This window comes from Planctomycetaceae bacterium, assembly GCA_041398785.1.
In the GTDB taxonomy this organism is placed as follows: domain Bacteria; phylum Planctomycetota; class Planctomycetia; order Planctomycetales; family Planctomycetaceae; genus JAWKUA01.
On record JAWKUA010000020.1, the window covers coordinates 83,930 to 103,828 of the forward strand.

Genomic DNA, 19,899 nt, shown 5'->3' on the forward strand with positions numbered 1-19,899 from the left:
CTATTCTAATTTTGTTGCGCCAAGCACCTTTCGCAACGAAACGTGGCGGGAATGCGGGTTTTCGCGTTTTTCTACTGGCGTTTGGGGTGTTTGACGGGGACACAATTTCCGTCTGATTCCTGCGGTGCCACTACGTATGTTCTCGCCCGCAAAATCCTCCTCATCCAATTTCCCGGGCCAATCCTTTCCCTCGAAGCCTGCCTTGAAACGACGGCCAGCGTGGTTTGCCACACGTGACGTCACTCCAAGTCTGTTTTGAACATTTTCCTCGAAAGTCGCATCATGCTGATTTCCACGTGGATCAAGTCGTTTCGTCGCCAGCTTCAGCCTCGACCACGCCGAATTGATCGCCGGAGATCAGATCGCTCGTCAAAGCAATCGGAGCTGCTGGAAACGCGAGCTCTACTGGCGGCGCCCACACTGATCGATGTGGAAAGTGGTACGGGAAAGATGATTGCCGAGGATTCGGTGATCTCCTTTTCGCCGGACGAACTGGTTCTGAACTTCGATTCCGTTCCGGACCTGGATCCGGCAACCGTCAGTTCGACGACCGTATTTGTGGAAACGCCGGGAGCCGACGGTGCGTTTGACGGTAACGATGTCGTGGTGCCGGTGACATTTGTGGGGATCGGTGCGAATCCCAATGAGGTGTTGCTGCAGTTCGGCCAGTCACTGAAGTCGGACCTGTACCGGATTACGATTCAGGGTGCCGTGGCGAACACGAATGCCGAACCCTTCAACGGAGGAACGGACGATACGTTTGGCTTTGAGATCGATCTGCCGACTCCGACACTGATCGCGGCAAAGCCAAATGAAGGTCAGTTTCTCAATCTGGATCCGCTTAAGCCGACAACGATCCTGTCGATTGCTCCTCGCGAAATCACGCTGCAGTTCCAGCCTGGCGACATCCTGGATCCGGCAACCATCAGCACGTCGACAATTCAGGTGGAACGGGCCGGCTTCGACGGCGACTTCGACAACGGAACCACACGAGTTCCCGTGGGCTGGGTCGGCATCGGCGATTCTCCGGAAGAAGTCATCCTGCGATTCGCGGAAAATCTGCCCGATGACGACTACCGCATCGTTCTGGATGGTGACGGTACGAATCTGGACAGCGTCACCGTCACACCGATCACGACGGTTCTGGACGAAGTTCTGGGCGACGGCGTGGACACAACCGTCAATTTCGAGCTGGAGCTGGGAGCTCGCGTTGTGGCCGTCGTGCCGCAGCCGATCACGCGCAACGGGGCCGGTGCACTGACGCAGCGCCGGGACCAGATTGTTCTGTATCTGAACGACGACGATCTGGATCTGACGTCGGTTGAGACTCGCGAGTTCTATCAGTTGATCGCGACGATGGACACGCTGGACCCGTCGGATGACGTGGTATATCTGCCCAAGGCGTCCGGCGGCGTCGTCTATGACTCTGCCAGCGACACCATCACGCTGACATTCGATTCGAACATCTATCTGCTGGCCGGACAGGGGTCCTATCGGCTGCGAGTCGGCGTGTTCGACACGCCGGTGTCCAGCACAGTTACGGTCCCTTCAGCGGGCGACGACAATTCCAGCTTCCTGACGGCTCAGAACCTGGGAACACTGACCGCCGACACTATTTCCGTGACGGCCGCCATTGAGCCTCAGACCGTATTGACGTTTCCGGAACTGCCCAGCAGCGAAGATGAGCCGGGGCATCGTGATATCGCACCGGAAAGCCATATCGGCGGAGCGGACACCAATCCTGCGATCCCCGTCGTGACCTACTACTTCCCTGACGAATACGGGACGGTGCTGGGTCAGACGGTGTTCAACCAGATCACCGCCGTCCAGAAGGAACGCGCGCGTGAAGTGTTTGAACTGTTCAGTGAATATGCCGGCGTTCAGTTTGTGGAACTCAGCAGCCGGATCGTCGGTGCCGGCGATATCGCCGTGATTACCGGCGACCCGCGCGCGATTGACCCGGCGGTGCCGCAGGGAGCCGTCAGTCTTGCCGGAAGCCTGCAGGGTTCCGGCGCCACGGCCGCCATCATGAACGGATTTACCAACTACGGAGAAAGTGAATACGGCGGCGGCTGGTTCACGACCGCGATGCATGAAATCGGCCATACGCTGGGCCTGGGACATGCGTACGACCTGCCGTCCATCATGGGAGCGGGACTGGCAGGATTCTCCGGCAATCCGGTCGAACCCGTCTTTCCCGGTGACCACGACATCACACACCTGCAGCGACTGTATCGACCGGACAGCACCGACATCGACATGTACTCATTTACGCTGTCGGAACCGGGAAGATTCACAGCCGAAGTCATTGCGGAGCGGGCTGCCGCATCAAGCCAGCTCGACAGCGTGCTGCGACTGTACGACAGCAGCGGCACCCTGATCGCACAAAACGACGACTACTTCAGCGTGGACTCGTTCATCGGTGTCGATCTGGAAGCGGGGACTTACTACGTCGGCGTGAGCAGCACCGGCAACACGGCATACGATCCGTCAGTTTCGGACACGGGTGCCAACGGCCTGACTCAGGGCAGCTACGAACTTCGCTTCGATTTTGATCGGCAGCAGACGGAAGTGCTCGTCGACGCGGCCGGTACTCCGCTGGACGGCGATTCCGACGGAATCGCGGGCGGCGTGTTTGAATACTGGCTCACCGCCAGCAGTCCGGCCAACACAATCTATATCGACAAAGCCAACGCCGCGGACGGCGCGCAGGACGGCAGCCTGGCTCATCCCTACGCAAATATCGACGACGGACTGGCTGCCGTCTCGGCGACGACGCGCGTTGTTCGCGTCGTCGGAAACGGCGGTGCTGACGGCGATGCCCTGACAACGGACGACAATGTGCCCTACCTGATCGGCCGCAATGACGCGTTCGCGGTGCTGCCCGACGGCGCTGATATCAAGGTGCCAAAGGGCGTCACTATGATGGTGGACGCCGGCGCCATTTTCAAAATGCAGTTGACGCACATCGATGTCGGCTCATCAGCCCAGGGAATCGACCGCAGCAACGGCGCCTTCCAGACGCTGGGAACTCCGGAAAACAACGTAATCTTCACATCGTATGGAAATGATGCCATCGGTGGAGACAGCGACGGCGTCACCGACGGCGCCGCTCCCGGCGACTACGCCGGTATTGTGTTCCGGAATGATTCCGATCGTGAGGAGAACGGAATCTTCCTGAATCACATCCAGCAAACCGACTTCACTCACGGAGGCGGGCAGAACTTCGCGGGAGAAGTCTTCGCACCGATTCGGACGGAAACCGCCCGTCCGACGATCATGTACAACCGCTTCACACAGAACGCATTCGCCGCCATCTCCGCGGACCCGAACAGCTTTGAGGATTCGCTGAATCGCATCGGCCCCGACATTCAATTCAACTTCGTCAATGACAATACGATTAACGGACTGCTGATCCGCACGGACGCCGGACTCGGACAGGAAGGCCTGGAACGGCTGGATGTTCCCGCACGGATGGACGACTTCGACATCACTCACATCCTGACCGACAACCTGCTGATTTCCGGCACGCCTGGCGGACTGCTGGATGGTATGGGTCGGACAAACGGGCGCCTGCAGATTGATCCGGGTGTCGTTTTCAAAGTGGAACGGTCCCGAATTGAAGCAACCCGCGGTGATTCTCAACTGATCGCGGAAGGCACACCGGAACGCCAGATCATCTTCACGTCGCTGCGAGACGACCGTTACGGAGCCGGCGGGACCTTTGATTCGTCCGGAGACGGCAGTGATACAACACCGGCACCGGGAGACTGGGGCGGACTGATCTTTAACGCCGGATCCAGCGCCAGCCTGGACAATGTCTACCTGGCCCACGGCGGCGGACGCATCCCGATTGAAGGCAATTTCGACCAGTTCAACGCCATCGAAATCCATCAGGCGGACGTTCGCATCGCCCAGAGCCGCATCGAACGCAACGCCTCAGGACGATCAGATACCAACCGCAACGGTCGCGGTTCCAATGATGCCACCACTATCTTCGTGCGCGGCGCTCAGCCGATCATTGTGGGTAACGACTTCCGTGACAATCTCGGCAGTGTCATCAGCATCAACGCGAATTCCATGCAGTCACACCAGCAGGGTGACTACGGAAAGACAACCGGTCTGCTGCAGGCATTCACACAGCTGGAAGACAACTACGGGCCGCTGATCCGACTGAACACCTATCGAAATAACGCTCTGAACGCGATGGATCTGCGCGGTGAGGAACTGACGACGGAAGTCATCGTCGACGACTTTGACATCGTCCATGTTCTGACTGACGAAATCTATATCGACAACCTGCACACCTACGGCGGAATGCGGCTGATCAGCAGTCAGGACGGCAGCCTGGTGTTCAAGCTTGCCGGAACAAATGCCGGCATCACGGCCAATGGGAAAGCGATCGACATTGATGATCGTATCGGCGGCACTCTGCAGATCCTGGGCAACGGCCAGTATCCCGTGATCTTCACATCGCTGTTTGATGACAGTATCGGCGCAGGATTCGGACCGGACGGACTCCCCGTCACTGATACAAACAACGACGGCGGTGCCACGACTCCGGCACCGGGCGACTGGCGCAGCCTGTCACTTCAGGAGTTCGCAAACGACCGAAATGTCCGGCTCGTCCAGGAAAACGAACGAGTTCTGACTGAGGGCAAGGAACAAAACGGTGTCCCCGTCGATGCGGAAGTCGTCGGTGTCCTCGCACCCGCGGAAAAACACGGTGATGACAATCGGGCGCTGGGAATTGAAATCTTCGGCTCCATCGGCCTGGACAATCCGGGTGACGTGGACATCTACAAGTTTGAAGTGGATACCGGCACGGAGGTCTGGTTCGATCTCGATCGCACGGGAAGCTCACTCAATTCGGTTCTGGAACTCGTTCTGCTGGACGGCACTGTGATCGCCTCGTCCGGTCTCACAGGTGACGGTTCTCTGGGCGGCATTGCCATGCCACTCACCAAACACGCCTATCTGGGTCCGGACTACTACACCGTCAATCCGCGCGACGAAGGCTTCCGCGCCGTACTTCCGATCGATCCTGCGGTGGGAGTTAAACAGGAAGCATTCTACGTACGCGTCAGAAGTTTCGGCGGCCTGACATCGGGTGAGTACGAGCTGGAAATTCGTCTGCAGCAGCGAGACGAAAAGGCCGGCTCGACCATTCAGTACGCCGATGTGTCCTACGCGACGAACGGAATCGAAGTCATTGGGCTTCCCCGCCACTCGCCGCTGCTTGGTGAAGCCGGCGAGGCAGGCGACGCATCCAATACGTTCGGCGGCGCGCAGACGGTCGGAGACCTGCTGGTGTCCGATCGCAAGACACTGTCGATCGCGGGCAACGTGACCGCCCCCGGCGATATCGACTGGTATCGATTCGACCTCGGTTATGAATACATTCAGTCCATTGGCGGAGTGAACGGCGGACCGAAGACGTTTTCCACAATCTTTGACATCGACTACGCCGACGGTCTGACCCGCGGTGACCTGACGCTCAGCGTCTTCGACCAGAACGGAAATCTGATCCTGGTATCCCGCGACTCGGATATTATCGATGATCAGCCTGCGCCCGGGGAGGGGCAGGATATCGACGATCTGACGCGAGGATCGTTTGGAAAAGCCGATCCGTTCATTGGCCCGGTTCAGTTGCCTGCAGCGACACCCGGGCAGGATCTGACCTATTTTGTCGCCGTGTCGTCCAACGCGCAGCTCCCGTCACTCCTGAATCAGACCTATACGCTGAACAGTCTGAATCCGCTTGTCCGTCTGGAACCCATTGATTCCATCGACCGCCTTATCGAAGACCACATCGGGTTTACCGGCTGGACTTCCGGAAGTTCACTGCTTGGCGTGTTCAATTCGATCCAGCCGACGCAAGGCGGCCTGTTCGACACCACGACACGACTGGCTCTGGACACTTATGTGAAGCCCTTCGAGCTTACAGATGTCGTGTTGTTTGTGTCGGCCGGCGACAGACTGATGACGGTCGACCCGTTCACCGGCAGTCTGGAAACCAATATCGGAGCTCTGCCGGGCGGGGCTTCTGGGGTGGCCGACATTGAATTTCGGGATGACGGTCGTCTCTATGGTTACCATGACCTGCCAGGTGCGGGAAACACTGTCGGCAGAGTGATCGAGATCGATTCAGGTAATGCGGGGTTTGCAACCTACGGCGATGACAGCATCCCTGACGACGCCATGGCCAATCCGCGTAACTTTGAACAGGTTACCTCCGACGATGCCCAGGCCATGGCCTGGCGCACCAATGATGTGGACAGCGACGACGATGCAGCCGACTTCGATCTGTTTCTGGCGGTGCCCGATGCCGTTGTCCCCGGTACCTCCGTCCTCTACCGTGCCGACCCTACAAACGCCTCGGCAGCGGTCCAGCAGGGGCAGCCCTGGGGACGTGTCGGAGCCGGTGGCCAGACGATTAGCGGTCCAGGAGTCTCCGGACGAACCACCGGCATGGTGTTTTCCGGCGGCAGACTTTACGGCGTCAATAACAACGGCCAGTTGTACACCATCAGCACTGCCACGGGTGGCGCAACCCTGGTCCGTGATTTTAGCCCGCTGGGTTTCAACTTCACTGATATCACGCGCGGCCCACAGAATGTCGAAGGCGGCATCTATTCGCAGATGTTGTTTGCCACAACTTCCGGAGGTCAAATGGTCGCATTTGACACCGCCGGCAACCTGCAGGGGATTTTCAGCGGTGGTGCATCATCGGTCACACTGGGCGTTGGTGGTACTGTGACAGGGCTGGCATTTTCGCCGCTGGACTTCAACCTGTGGCATGTCACACAGACACGCGGCGGAGACGCCGGTCACGGTATCAACACCACGTCGTCGAGTAACCGCGTCACCCCGGCCGACTTTGGAGTGGCGCTGCCGAACGGAGCCGGATCCCGACCTTCCAATGAAGGCGAAGGCGGTGCCAGCTTCTACTTCGGACTTGACGAATGGGTCAATGACCCGGCTGCTGCGCAATCCTATTTTGATTATGGCACCGGAGCACAGACCGGAACAACCTCAGGGGAACATCAGCAACTGACTGCGAACCCCGCAATCGGAAATAACTACAATCTTCCGGGCGGTGCGTTTGGCGCACTCGTGTCAGGTACATTTGATCTGAGTGCCTACAGCCGAACCGACAAGCCCACATTGTATTTCAACTACTTCCTGGACACCCAGAATGCCGCCGGCACAACAACCGGCAACACATTCCGGGATTCAGCCCGTGTTTACGTGTACGACGGGAACACGGACACGTACTTTCTGGTCGCCACGAACAATTCGGCACTGTCACCGGCAACGAACCCGAATGCAGGGGAATTGCCGACTCACATCACCGCGTCAGGAGCCATTCAGAATGGCCAGCGAGCCAACCAGCGCGTTCAGGAATTGTTCGACGATTCCGGCACCTGGCGACAGGCCCGAATCGACCTGGCGGACTTTGCGGGTCGGTCGAACCTGCAGCTCCGCTTCGACTTTTCCACATCCGGTGACAGTGAGGATGGACTGCCCGGCGACGCGCGCGGCAATCGGTTCAACCCGCAAAAGGGACAAAACAACGCGGAAGAAGGCTTCTACATCGATGACATCATCATCGGCCTGACGGAACGCGGCGAAGCGGTCACGGGGCCTGCCCGAAGCACGACGACGTTCTTCCAGACACCACAAAATCCTGTCTTTGGCGATCCGGTCGAAAACCTGACCGGGCGATATCAACTGGAGATCCGCGAAGGCGCGCCTTACGTAATCAGCTCCCAGGGCGTCCTCGGTGACCCGATCAGCAAGCTGCTACCGGACCTGGCTGTGGCACGGACATTCGACACGAACGATCGCCTGATCCCGGATCCGACTTTGCCGGGTTCCGTCGGGGAGCTCGGTGATCAGAACGCACACCGCGACCAGGGTCAGATTCTGATCGAAAACAACAGTGTTCATTTTGCGGCGAATGTCGGCATCCTCGTCGACGCCGCGGTACGTGACGCGGATGGACTCGCCAGCCCGGGATCTCCCCGGAACTTTGACACTCTGAACAATCAGCGTCTGACGACCGGCGTGACGATCAAGAACAATATCGTGGACAACTTCGGGACCACGGGTATTCGGTTCAGCGGTGACAACGCCGCCGGCGGACCGGCGGCCGTGCCGTTCGGAAAGCTGGTCAATAATACGGTCTATGGAGGCCTTGCAGCCGCAGGAACCGGTATCCAGATTGACCAGAACGCCAGCCCGACTCTGCTGAACAACATTGTTGCCAATACATCGACGGCCATTGCCGTGGACGCTTCGTCGTCAAGTACGGTTGTGGGCACTTCGCTGTTCCAGGGAAATGGCGCCATCGGCGCGCTGGGCACCGACGCGATTCAACTGGCTGCCGGCGCGCCGCTGTTTGTCGATCCGGCAAACGGGAACTTCTATCTGGAGTCAGGCAGCCTGGCGATTGACAGCTCGCTGAATAACCTGGTGGACCGTCCCGCGTTTACCGTCGTGAAAAATCCGCTGGATATTCCGAATTCTGACGTGCTGGCGCCGGACCTGGACCGCTTCGGGCAGATTCGGCTGGATGATCCCAACCAGGATCCGGCACCGGGGCTCGGGCAGAATATCTTCAAGGATCGCGGAGCCGTTGAACGAGCGGACTTCATCGGACCAACAGCGATTCTGCTGCATCCGGAAGACAACGGCATCGGCGACAACGATCCGGTGGATCATGAAGTCGATTTTATTGTCGCCGATTTCCTGACCGAATTTGTCGTCCAGTTGCTGGACGGCGGTATCGGCATCGCGGATTCGTTGATCAACCCGGGACAGTTCGCTCTGTACCTGGATCAGAATCCGATTACTGACCCGATGGCGGTTCCTCTGGTCGAAGGCCAGGACTACCAGTTGGTCTATAATCCCGTGGCGGATCAGGTCATCTTCCAGGCGGTGACTGTCTTTGCGACTGAGCATCGGTATTTCATTACACTCGACCGCGACATGACGACGGGAATTCGTGACCTTGCCGGAAACATCCTGCAGAGCAATCGGCCGACCGGAGGCACATACTTTGGTATCAGCCTGACCGATGGCATCAACGATCCACCGATCAACATTGTCCCCGCCGACCAGACAACACCGGAAGACACACCGCTGGTGTTCAGCGTCGCCAACGGAAACCAGATCGCTGTTTCTGACGCCGACGTCCATCTGGGTGACAATCAACTGACGGTGACTCTGACGGCAACCAACGGCAGAATCACTTTGAACGGTGCCGTTGATGATGTAACTCCGGTTCCTGGCCTCAGCTTTACAACAGGAGACGGCTGGAATGATGTGACAATGACGTTCAAGGGCACAGTCCCCGCGATCAATGCCGCTCTGGAGGGTCTGTCCTTCCTGGGCGACCAGGATTTCTTCGGACTGGCATCGCTGAGAATCCTGACGGAGGACAACGGGCAGTTCTCCGGCACACCGATTTCGCCCAACGAATCCGATGACGACACGGTGGCAATTAATGTCACTCCGGTAAACGACGATCCCACGTTTGATCCGCTGACGGATCCGTCGGCGGTCGACGAAGACGCGGGACCGCAGTCAATCAGCAATTTCGTGACGAATATTGCACCGGGCCCCGCAAACGAGTCGGCACAGACCGTTTCGTTCAACGTCACCGTGATGTCCACCACCGGCAGCTTTTCCGTGGCGGAGTTCTTCACTGCAACAGGAGCCCCGGCGATTGATTCCGCCGGCACACTTACGTTCACGACAGCGCCGGATGTCAATGGCACGGCGATCATCAGCGTCGTCGCCGAAGACAGCGACGGAGGTCTCAGCGATCCTCCGCAGACCTTCACGCTGACTGTCAATCCTCTTAATGACGCACCGGAATTCACGCTGAATGATGCCGCGTTCACAGACCCGCCGACGGATTCGATGATCGATGGCGTGGAGGATTCCGGCACCGTTGTTGTCGATCTGGTCGACGCGTTCGCGGCGGGACCGGCAACCGCCATCGATGAAGTCGGCAATCAGTTGCTGACGTGGGTCACCGGAACGCCGACGTTCACCGGATCGTTGTCGTTCAGCACGTTCAGCGTCGACGCAAACGGCAATCTGACCTACCAGCCGACGGCCGACACCTCCGGCACGGCGACATTTACTCTGGCGCTTCAAGACGACGGCGCCACGGGTGCCGGCAACGTCAATATCAGTGCAGCGCGAACGATTACGATCAATGTAGTTGGCACGCCGGACCCGCCGGTACCAGCGACGCCCGACTATGTGATCGACCGGGGCGACACGCTGTTGCTTGACGCTTCCGGAACTTTCGATCCGGACGTTGCCGACCCCGGAGATCTCCTGGCCTATCAATGGGATTTGAATGGTGACGGCGACTTCACAGACGTCGCAGGCATCTCAACGACGTCTCCCACAATTTCCGTACCCTATAGCGTGCTAACGTCGCTGGGACTGACGGCGCCCAGCGTCAATCCGATCACTCTGCGAGTCACAGATTCGTTCGCCGGCACCTCGGTAGACGTCGGTGCCATGCTGACGATTCGAATCGTCGACTACGGTGACGCCCCGAACACATACGGTACGCTGAAATCCGCAGGCGGAGCCGCTCACACGATCGTCAGCGGCGTCTATCTGGGATCCGGCGTCGACGATGAGACGGACGGAATTCCCGGAACTGCGGCAACGGGCGATGACCTGAACCAGGCCACCAACGACGAAGACGGTGTCGTCATCGATCCGCTGATCCAGCGCAGTGCGACTCTGGATGTACCGTCGTTTGTCACGGTCACGGCTTCGGTGGCCGGAAAGGTGGACGTCTGGCTGGACCTGAACGGAAACGGCCAGTTCGATCACGCGACGGAGCACGTTAATGGCGGTGCCAGTTTTGATGTCGTTCAGGGAACAAACCGGCTCGATTTCACGATCCCCGCCGGAGCATTCGGCAGCGGCTCTGTTCAGACGTCGTACCTGAGAGTTCGGTTCAGCACAGCAGGCGGTCTGCTGCCGACGGGTCGAGCGGACGATGGCGAAGTTGAAGACTATCAGGTCACGATCAATCCGCTGGTTGCCGCCGTGCAGCCTACGGTGATCCGGCCGGCCGGTCCGGAAACCAGCGATCTGACTCCTACAATCGCATGGAACGATCTGCCGGAGAATTACTTCTATGACGTCGTCCTTCGAGACGCGGCAGGCACACCCATACAGCTTGCCACGCGAACGCAGGACACTTCGGTGGTCGTTCCTTCCAACCTTGCAAACGGTACTTACACAGTTGAAGTGACGCCGTACAACAAGGTGGACCAGCCAGGTCCGACGTCCGCACCTTATACGTTTGTTGTGAAGAAGCTGGTGGTTTCGTCGCCGAGCGGCGATATTGGCGACAACACACCAACGGTTGCATGGAATCAGATCCTCGGAACTCAGAACTATCAGTTGGTGATCAATTCGCTCAGCACAGGTGTCGACTCGATCGTCAACGAATTGAGTCTTTCGGGCGGAGCGACAAGCTTTACCGTACCGACGGCCCTGGAACTGGGGCGCTACGAAGTTCTTGTCCGGGCGATCGATTCGGCCGGCGACCCGGGCGACTGGAGCGACCCGCTGGAGTTCACAGTTCGCACTGCTCCGGTCATTGTGAATCCGACGGGAGTGATCACCGGCAGCCTGCCACTGCTGCAATGGACGGCGGTTCCGGGGGCTCTGTCGTACAACATCGTGCTTGACAACCTGACCGACAATATCGCACCGGTATTGGTCCGCAACGGACTGAGTACGACATCATTCCAGGTAACTCAAGCGCTGCCGATGGGCAGATATGCGTTCCGAGTCGAAGGGGTCAGCGCACCGGATGTCACAACCAGCATGCCAATCGTCGGATTCCAGTCTCCGGCAGGTGCCGTCTTTACACTGGCACCGGTACCGGTTGCTGAAACACCGATGGGGAATCTTGACGATTCGACACCCACCATCTCGTGGCAGGCAATTCCGGGAGCGGATCAGTACGAAGTGACTGTCCGCCGCGACTTCGGAGACAACGCTGTGGTCGCGGGTCCCGCGATCGTCGATGCGGCTCAATATACCGTGCCGACACCCTTGCCGCTGGGACGCTATGCCTACCAGATTCGTGCGATCAACCGGCAGGTAACCGGCGGATCAGGCGGCGACGTGACGTCCGCGGCCAGCACTGCGGTAGTGTTCACAGTGACCACCGCACCGATCGTCACCATGCCGAATACGTCGATCTACGACACCACGCCGACGGTCACGTGGACGGCACCGACGGGGTCAATTCGGCACGAAGTCTGGATCAACGACGAAGCGACGCACACGCGAGTGTTCTACGCTCCTGACACCGCCGGGACCAGTATCGACACGACCGCACTGCCGCCAGGAAACTACCGTGTCTGGGTACGTTCGTTCGCGGACGCCGCGCACACAATTGCGTCCGGATGGAGTACCGGCAAGCCGTTCCGAATCGGCACTCCGCCGCAGAATCTGCAACCCGGTGGTCGCACTACGGATTCCACCCCGACTCTGACGTGGGAAGGTTCACTCGGCGGCGAAAACTACGAAGTGTGGCTCAGCAGCACCACCAGCAGCGGACGCATCCTGCTGGTCACAGAACTGGACAGCGCGGCCTACACGGTCCCGGACGCCTTGCCGGTCGGTAAGTATAGATTCTGGGTTCGTGCGACTTCCGGCTTCGGGGAAAAGAGCGCCTGGAGTCAGGCTCACGACTTCGAAGTTGTTACGGCTCCAGCCTTCCAGAGCTTCGGACCGACAACGTTCGACACAACTCCCACGTTCAACTGGAATAGTGTCACACGAACGCTCAGTGGTGTCACAACGACGGCCCAGCGCTACGAAGTCTGGCTGGACAATGTAACCAGCGGTCAGGTGAATGTTCTTCGAAACGTCCCGACCTCGCCGCCGACCTCCACCAGCTATACGGTCGAAACTCCGCTGGCTCCGGGTTCGTACGTGATGTGGGTACGGGCCTTCGTGGCAGGAACCAACACACAGGCCGGTACTACGGTTACTGCCTGGAGCGCGCCATACCGGTTTGACGTCGGTGGCAGGCCGGTCGTTGATCCGGTGGCATCGACGTCGAATCCGCGGCCCGATTTCACCTGGCAGCCTGTCGGAGGAGCGGCCTCTTACGAAGTCTTCGTAGCCCTGACCGCAACTCCGACGACGGCGGTCGTCCGGGAAGCGGAACTGACGACCACGTCGTTTACGCCGACCTCCGATCTGCCGGTTGGTGAGTACTCCGTTTGGGTGCGAGCGACCAGCGATGGCGGCGTTACGAGCGCGTGGAGTCGGGCGCAGACATTTGAGATTATTGCGCTGACTGCGCCGACCGTGACACCGATCGGCACAACCTCAGATCGCACTCCGACATTTACTTGGAGCGAAGTGCCGGGCGCTCATCGGTATGAGATCTTCATCGCCCGTGCCGCCACACCAACCGTCCCGCTGATTCAGCAGGGTAATCTGATTCCCACCAGCTTTACTCCGGTGACAAATCTGGCCCCGGGCGCCTATCGCGTCTGGGTCAGAGCGATAAGTGCATCCGGAGTACAGGGACCATGGAGCGCTTTTGAAGAGTTCACTGTCGTGTCCAGCGACATCACCGGGGACGACAGCGAACTGCCGCAGCTTGTGGCATTCGCGCTGACCGGACCGACAGTTGCCGCGGAACCGACGATGGACGCTGCCATCAGCATGTTGCCGGCCAGGATCGCGGCGCCTGAACAGGCACCGGTTGAATCCACCGCGTTTGCCGAACCGTCCGAGACATCGAAATCTCAGTTCCGTGACATGGCCGAAGAAGCGGCGCCGGTCAGGGATGTGCGGGAAGAAGCTGTGGAAATCACCGATGCACTGATGTCCGAATGGGATCGTGAGATCTGGGCGGCAGAAGCAGAAATGTCCGCACTGGACGACACATCCGCGGCCGAGGCGTCGACGGGCCTGGTTGCCGCGGCGCTGCTGACAAATCGCCGGTCTTTCAGACGGCGACGAACCTCGTAGAACCCCTGTTCGCAGAAATGTGGCACAACCTGTGAGCTCGCAGGTTGTGCCACGCAGCGCATTTGTTTCGCCGCTGAAACGGATGCTGCGGCATTGGCCCGCTACTTCTGCGAAAAGCGGCGGTACAGGGCCGCGTAGGTGCCGTTGGCAGCCAGCAGATCCGCATGGCGGCCGGATTCGACAATGCGGCCGTCTTCCAGAACAAGCACCTGGTCGGCATTGACGATCGTGCTCAGGCGGTGCGCGACGACAAACGATGTTCGGCCTCGCAGCAGCCGGCTGATCGCTGTCTGCAGATGTGCTTCGGTGGCACTGTCGATGCTGCTGGTGGCCTCGTCCAGAATCAGGATGGATGGATCGGCAATCATCGCCCTGGCGAAGCAGACCAGTTGCCTCTGTCCGGACGAAAGTGCCAGCCCGCCTTCGCCAACCTGAGTACTCAGACCTGCCGGCAGCGTCGACTGCAGGTCAGTGCAATCCAGTTCCTGCAGAACCGCCAGAATTTCGTCGTCGGTCGCTTCGGGCCTGCCCATCCGAATGTTGTCAGCGACCGAACCGTGAAACAGAAAATTCTGCTGCAGAACTATTCCCATTCGCCGGTGCAGGGAATCTCCGGAAACGGTTCGCAGGTTCTGGCCGTCGAGCAACACCGTTCCGGTTGTCGGCAGATAGAACCGCGACACCAGATTAATGATGGAACTCTTGCCGCTGCCCGTCGCCCCCACCAGGGCAATGGTCTGCCCTGGTTCCGCGACGAATGACACGTGGTGCAACACGGGACGGTTTGGTTCGTAGCCGAAAGTGACATCGCGGAACTCCACGCGGCCGGCGATCTGCCGAAGTTCGGTTGCGTCCGCAACATCGGTCCATTCGGGCTGGGAATCCAGCAACTGAAACAGCCGTTCGGCGCCCGCCATCGCGGTCATCGCCTGGTTGTACTGGCCGCCGAGCACGGAGATGGGCGAAAAGAAGAGGTTCGCCATGAAGAAGAAGCCGACCAGATCTCCGATATCTGTCGTACTGTCGGCGGCCAGAACACGATGGCCGCCCACCAGCAGCAGGATCGCAATGAACACCTGACTGTTCATTTCCAGCAGTGGCAGAAAACGCCCGTGAGTCAGCAGGACCTTCGTGTTGTAACGGGAGTGATCCTCGGACAGCGCATGGAAAACGCGGGCATTTTCCTGTTCGCGCACGAATCCCTGAGTCACGCGAATTCCGGCGACGGACTCAACCAGCGTCGCCGTGACCCGGCTGAACGATTCCCGCATGTTTCGCAGCGCCCTGCTGAGCCTCCGGTGAAACCGTCGATTCAGGTACCAGATGACGGGAGCCAGGCCAAGTACGATCAGAAACAGGCCGGCGTCGTAGTACAGCATGGCCGCCGCGGCAATCACCATCTGGCCAACCTGCACCAGGGACACGTACAGGACTTCCTGGACGCCAATGCGAATGTCTTCCATGTCCGACGTCATCCGACTGATAACGCGGCCAATCCTGTGCGTATGGAACCATCGCATGGGCATTTGCTGGATGTGCCGGAACAGAATGTTCCGCAGGTCACAGACCACGGATTCTCCCAGTTCCAGAGCCAGTCGCTGGCGGAAATGCATCACGACCTGCGTCAGCAGTGCCAGCACCGCGAAGGCCGCCGCGCCGACGCGCACCTGATCGATGTTTCCTTCAGCCACCGGTCCCCGGATGACGGCAGCCACCAGCCACGTCAGAGCGGGCAACTGCAGTGCGCGCAGGACGACTGCGACCATCAGCCAGAACCTCTGCCGGCGATACGCGCGGGTATACGACATTAGTCGCGCGATGAGGCGAAACTGAAGCGGACGCTGGCGGGGTTCGCTTTCGCGTTCGATGTAACGCGTGAGCGAACTCTGAGGATTGGCGACCTGGACCATGGCTGCGTAACCTCAGGCGGTTTCCTGAAATCCGAATGCGGCGTCGGCAAACTGCAGCTCATTCAGACCACGGTAGTATTCGCAGTTTGCCTTCAGATCGCGGTGGCGACCGACGGCATCGATGCGCCCGTCGCGGATAACGACGATCCGGTCCGCCTCCCGCAGCGTGCAGATGCGGTTGGAAACGAGAATCGTTGTCCGCCCCTGCCGCGCGGAAACGACTGCGTCGCGAATCTCGTGCTCGGTTTCGGCGTCGACGGCAGCGGTGGCGTCGTCCAGCAGCAGGATTGGGGGACTCTTCAGCAGCGCCCTGGCCAGAGTCAGCCGCTGTCGCTGCCCGCCGGAAAGATTGGCTCCATGTTCGCCGACCATGGCTTCAAAACCCTGCGGCAATTCGTCAATGAAGTCAATGGCGGATGCCGCCGCGGCTGCCTGGCGAATCTGTTCGTCACCGGCATCGGGACGTCCAAACGCGATATTCGCGGCCACCGTGTTGCTGAACAGAAAACTATCCTGAAACACGATCCCGATATTCTGACGCAGGTCACTCAGGTCAAGGTCACGCAGGTCGTGGCCGTCCAGTCGGATACTGCCGTCGTCGACGTCGTAAAACCGCATCAGCAGACTCAGCAGCGTCGATTTGCCGCTGCCGACCGGACCGGTGATCCCGAGAAATTCACCCGGACTGACGCGAAGACTGATGTCGTGCAGGACGGGCCGATCACGGTCGAATCCAAAGGTGACATGGCTGAACTCAATCCTTCCTTCCGCGCGGCGAATGTGCTGTGCTGCGGGCGGCGACACAATCCGCAGCGGTTCGTCGAGCACTTCAAACACACGGTCAGCGCTGACCAGTCCCGACTGAATCGAATTCGCGATGTTCGTGATCTGTCCCACCTGATTGGCGAACTCGCTCAGAAGGTTTGCAAAGACAAACAGCCCGGCTCCCAGAGCCAGTTCGCCGCGGATGACCAGCACACTTCCGTAACCGATCAGAACCAGCATGTTGACCTGTGTCACCAGTCCCATCACCGGCTGGAACGTTGAGACTTTCATGAAGATCGTGCGTTTCAGATCGCGAATATCCTGATTCGCTTTTCGAAATTTTTCCGCCTGTTCGGCTTCGCGGGCAAACCCCTTGATGACGTGAATTCCCTGCAGGTTTTCGACCAGCGACCGAATCATCACGTCGCCAAGGTCACTGGCCTGCCGATAAACGGGCTGCACGACACGCGAAAACACAACGGCCCCGATCCACAACACCGGAGTGCTCGCAAGGCAGCACAGCGTGAGCGTGACGTGCGTTCGCAGCATATACACCAGATAGACAGCCAGTGTCAGCAGCACCATGATGACCCTGACGACAACGCCATCGATGAATCCCCGCACGGCCGATGCGTCACCGGCGGCACGATTGATGATTGAACTGCTTTCGCCGGCGTCGTAGAAGTGAAAGCTGAGCTGCTGCAGCTTTCGGTAGACATCGGTTCGCGTTCGAATCAGCACCTGCTGTGAAAGCGCCGCGGCCGCGATTGCCGACGCGTATTTCAGCGCCGCGGTAACGGCCGCGACCAGCAGAATGCAGCCGGACAGCGCTGTAATGACAAACTGCGGAGACCAGTGTTCCGGCGGAGAAAGTCCGGCGGGCCAGCGGGGAGCAACGGCGTCCGACGACAGAACCCAACGCAGATAGTCGATGCCCAGACCGGTCATTCCCAGTGTTGCCATCGACAGCGCAACCAGCAGGGACTGCAACAGCAGCACCTGGAAGATGCCCCATTTGTATTCAGCGGCCAGTCCCAGCAGACGCAGCAACAGCAAAGCGTTGGAAGGTCGCTTTCTGACCGCCGTCCGATGCGAAGTCTCCTGAGCGGGTGATGCCGGAGACGACCGATTATCCGAATGATTTCCTGCTCGCATCAACATACTCATCGGTGGCAGCGTCAATGGCGCGAAGCATAGGCGACGGGACGAAGGCGGCGAATGCCGGATTTCGGAAATCAGGGCGGTGGCGCGAGATCGGAACGGAATTCGTCCGAACGGGAATCAGCGGTCCGCAGTGGCCGTCCGGTTTGTTGCATTCCCACGGATTCCGCAAAATGGTGCCCCTCGGCAAAACGGACGCGTGTGCTGATCCCGTTCTGCGTCCGTGACCGTATCGCCGCCCCGGTTATTCTTCGCCGGTGACACGGCATCAACCGGAATTTCAGGACGATTGGCACCCATGCAGGTCACCATCACAGCCGTTGGCCCCGACAACACAGGTCTGGCCGACCCCATCATTCACTACGTCACGGGCGCCGGGGCGAACATCCACGAAATCCAGATGTATGACCGGGATTCGGAACATTTGTTCGCGATGCTGATGCGAATTGACTGGCCCGATGCGCCGGTCGACGTCGCAACTCTTCGGCGACACCTCACGGAAATCGGCGACCGGAAGGGCCTGAAAGTGCGAGTCTGGTCGCGGGACGAGCACCCGCGACTTCCGCGACTGGCGATCTGTTCGACCTACCGCACCGAACCGCCGCTGGCGATTCTGAGAGCGATCCGCGACGGTCGACTCAGAGCCGAACCCACGGTCATGCTGGGAAACCGCAATGCCTGCCGCAGTGTGGCCGAACAATTCAACATCCCCTGGACAAACATCGGTGACGCTTCCGGCAACCCCGACTACTCGATCGTCGAACGACTGATCGACGAACACGAAATCGACTACGTGGTTCTGGCGCGGTACATGCGCGTGCTGCCTGCCGAACTCTGCTGGAAGTTCGCGGGCGGTCGGATCATCAATCTTCATCATGGACTGCTGCCGCCGTTTCCCGGATTCCGTCCGTATGAAGACGCGTTTCAGCACCACATGCTGTGCTACGGTGCCACGGTTCATTTTATCGTCCCGGAACTCGACGCCGGCAACCAGATCATCCACCAGAGTTCCTTCAACGTGAGACCGGGGACGCCGCTGGAGGACATCAAGCGGCAGGGCGAAAGCGATCACGAACCGAATTGCCTTGTGGAAGGCGTCCGCCGAGTCATTGATCGCGAAGTCGAACTTCACTTTCACCGCATCGTGCGCGCCGTCAGGTCCGCGTGAGATCAACAACCGCGTTACGCTCCGCGGCGCCACTTTGAATCAAGGACTTTTCCCGGTGCCGGATTTCCGGAAACCGGGCGTCGCAACACCTGGCAGAACGTTCCGCCGCCAACTCCGATCGAAGGATCTGTTTGAATGAAAGTGGAATCTTCGTCCGACAATGCCGAGGTCCTGAAACTTCGGAAACAGCGTGCGGCAAAGGTCGTGCGGCAACTGAAGAAGGAATTTCCGGTTGCCGAGTGTGCGCTGCACCATGAATCCGCGTTTCAGTTGCTCGTCGCCACCATCCTTTCCGCACAGTGCACGGACGAACGCGTCAACAAGGCGACTCCCGAATTGTTCCGGCGGTTTCCCGACGCGGTCGCTCTGGCCGCATCAACGCAGGGTGATGTCGAGAGCATCGTGCGGCCACTCGGCTTCTTTCGAAACAAGGCGGCTAACATCCGGGCGATGGCGAACACGCTTGTCCGGGACTTCGATGGAAAGATCCCCGAAGACATCGACCAACTGGTGACGCTGCCGGGTGTCGGCCGCAAGACGGCCAGCGTCGTTCTGGGAACGTGGTTCGGCATACCGTCCGGCGTGGTCGTCGATACTCATGTGCGGCGCATTTCCAACCTGCTGGGATTGACGGAATCGCAGAATCCGGACGTTATCGAACGCGATCTGATGCACGTCCTTCCGAAAAAGGAGTGGATCGGGTACTCGCATCGCGTCATTTTGCACGGACGCGCAACGTGTGTGGCCCGTCGGCCCGGATGCCGGGAATGTGCGTTGCTGCGGATTTGTCCGCGGATCGGGCTGCCTCCGCTGGAATGACGTTTTCGCACAGTCGCAGTATGCTTC

5 protein-coding genes are annotated in these 19,899 nt (G+C 59.3%); 3 read left to right on the forward strand and 2 right to left on the reverse strand.

Annotated features, from left to right (window positions below; translation table 11 throughout):
* Positions 1-282 precede the first annotated feature (282 nt).
* Positions 283-14,049, forward strand: a complete 13,767-nt coding sequence (locus tag R3C19_20855; GenBank protein MEZ6062800.1) for a GEVED domain-containing protein — start codon at positions 283-285, stop codon at positions 14,047-14,049.
* 101 nt (positions 14,050-14,150) lie between these two features.
* Here the strand turns inward: R3C19_20855 and R3C19_20860 are convergent, their stop codons facing one another.
* Together R3C19_20860 and R3C19_20865 are read right to left on the reverse strand one after the other, a co-directional pair.
* A complete protein-coding gene (locus R3C19_20860) occupies positions 14,151-15,959 on the reverse strand; it encodes an ABC transporter ATP-binding protein (protein MEZ6062801.1) in 1,809 nt (602 codons plus the stop codon).
* Positions 15,960-15,971: 12 nt separating this feature from the next.
* Entirely contained in the window at positions 15,972-17,879 is a 1,908-nt protein-coding gene (locus R3C19_20865; protein MEZ6062802.1) for an ABC transporter ATP-binding protein, read from the reverse strand.
* 304 nt (positions 17,880-18,183) lie between these two features.
* Between R3C19_20865 and R3C19_20870 the strand changes: the two genes are divergently transcribed.
* Entirely contained in the window at positions 18,184-19,053 is an 870-nt protein-coding gene (locus R3C19_20870; GenBank protein ID MEZ6062803.1) for a formyltransferase family protein, read from the forward strand.
* 135 nt (positions 19,054-19,188) lie between these two features.
* A complete protein-coding gene (nth, locus tag R3C19_20875) occupies positions 19,189-19,872 on the forward strand; it encodes an endonuclease III (protein ID MEZ6062804.1) in 684 nt (227 codons plus the stop codon).
* Positions 19,873-19,899: the final 27 nt, after the last annotated feature.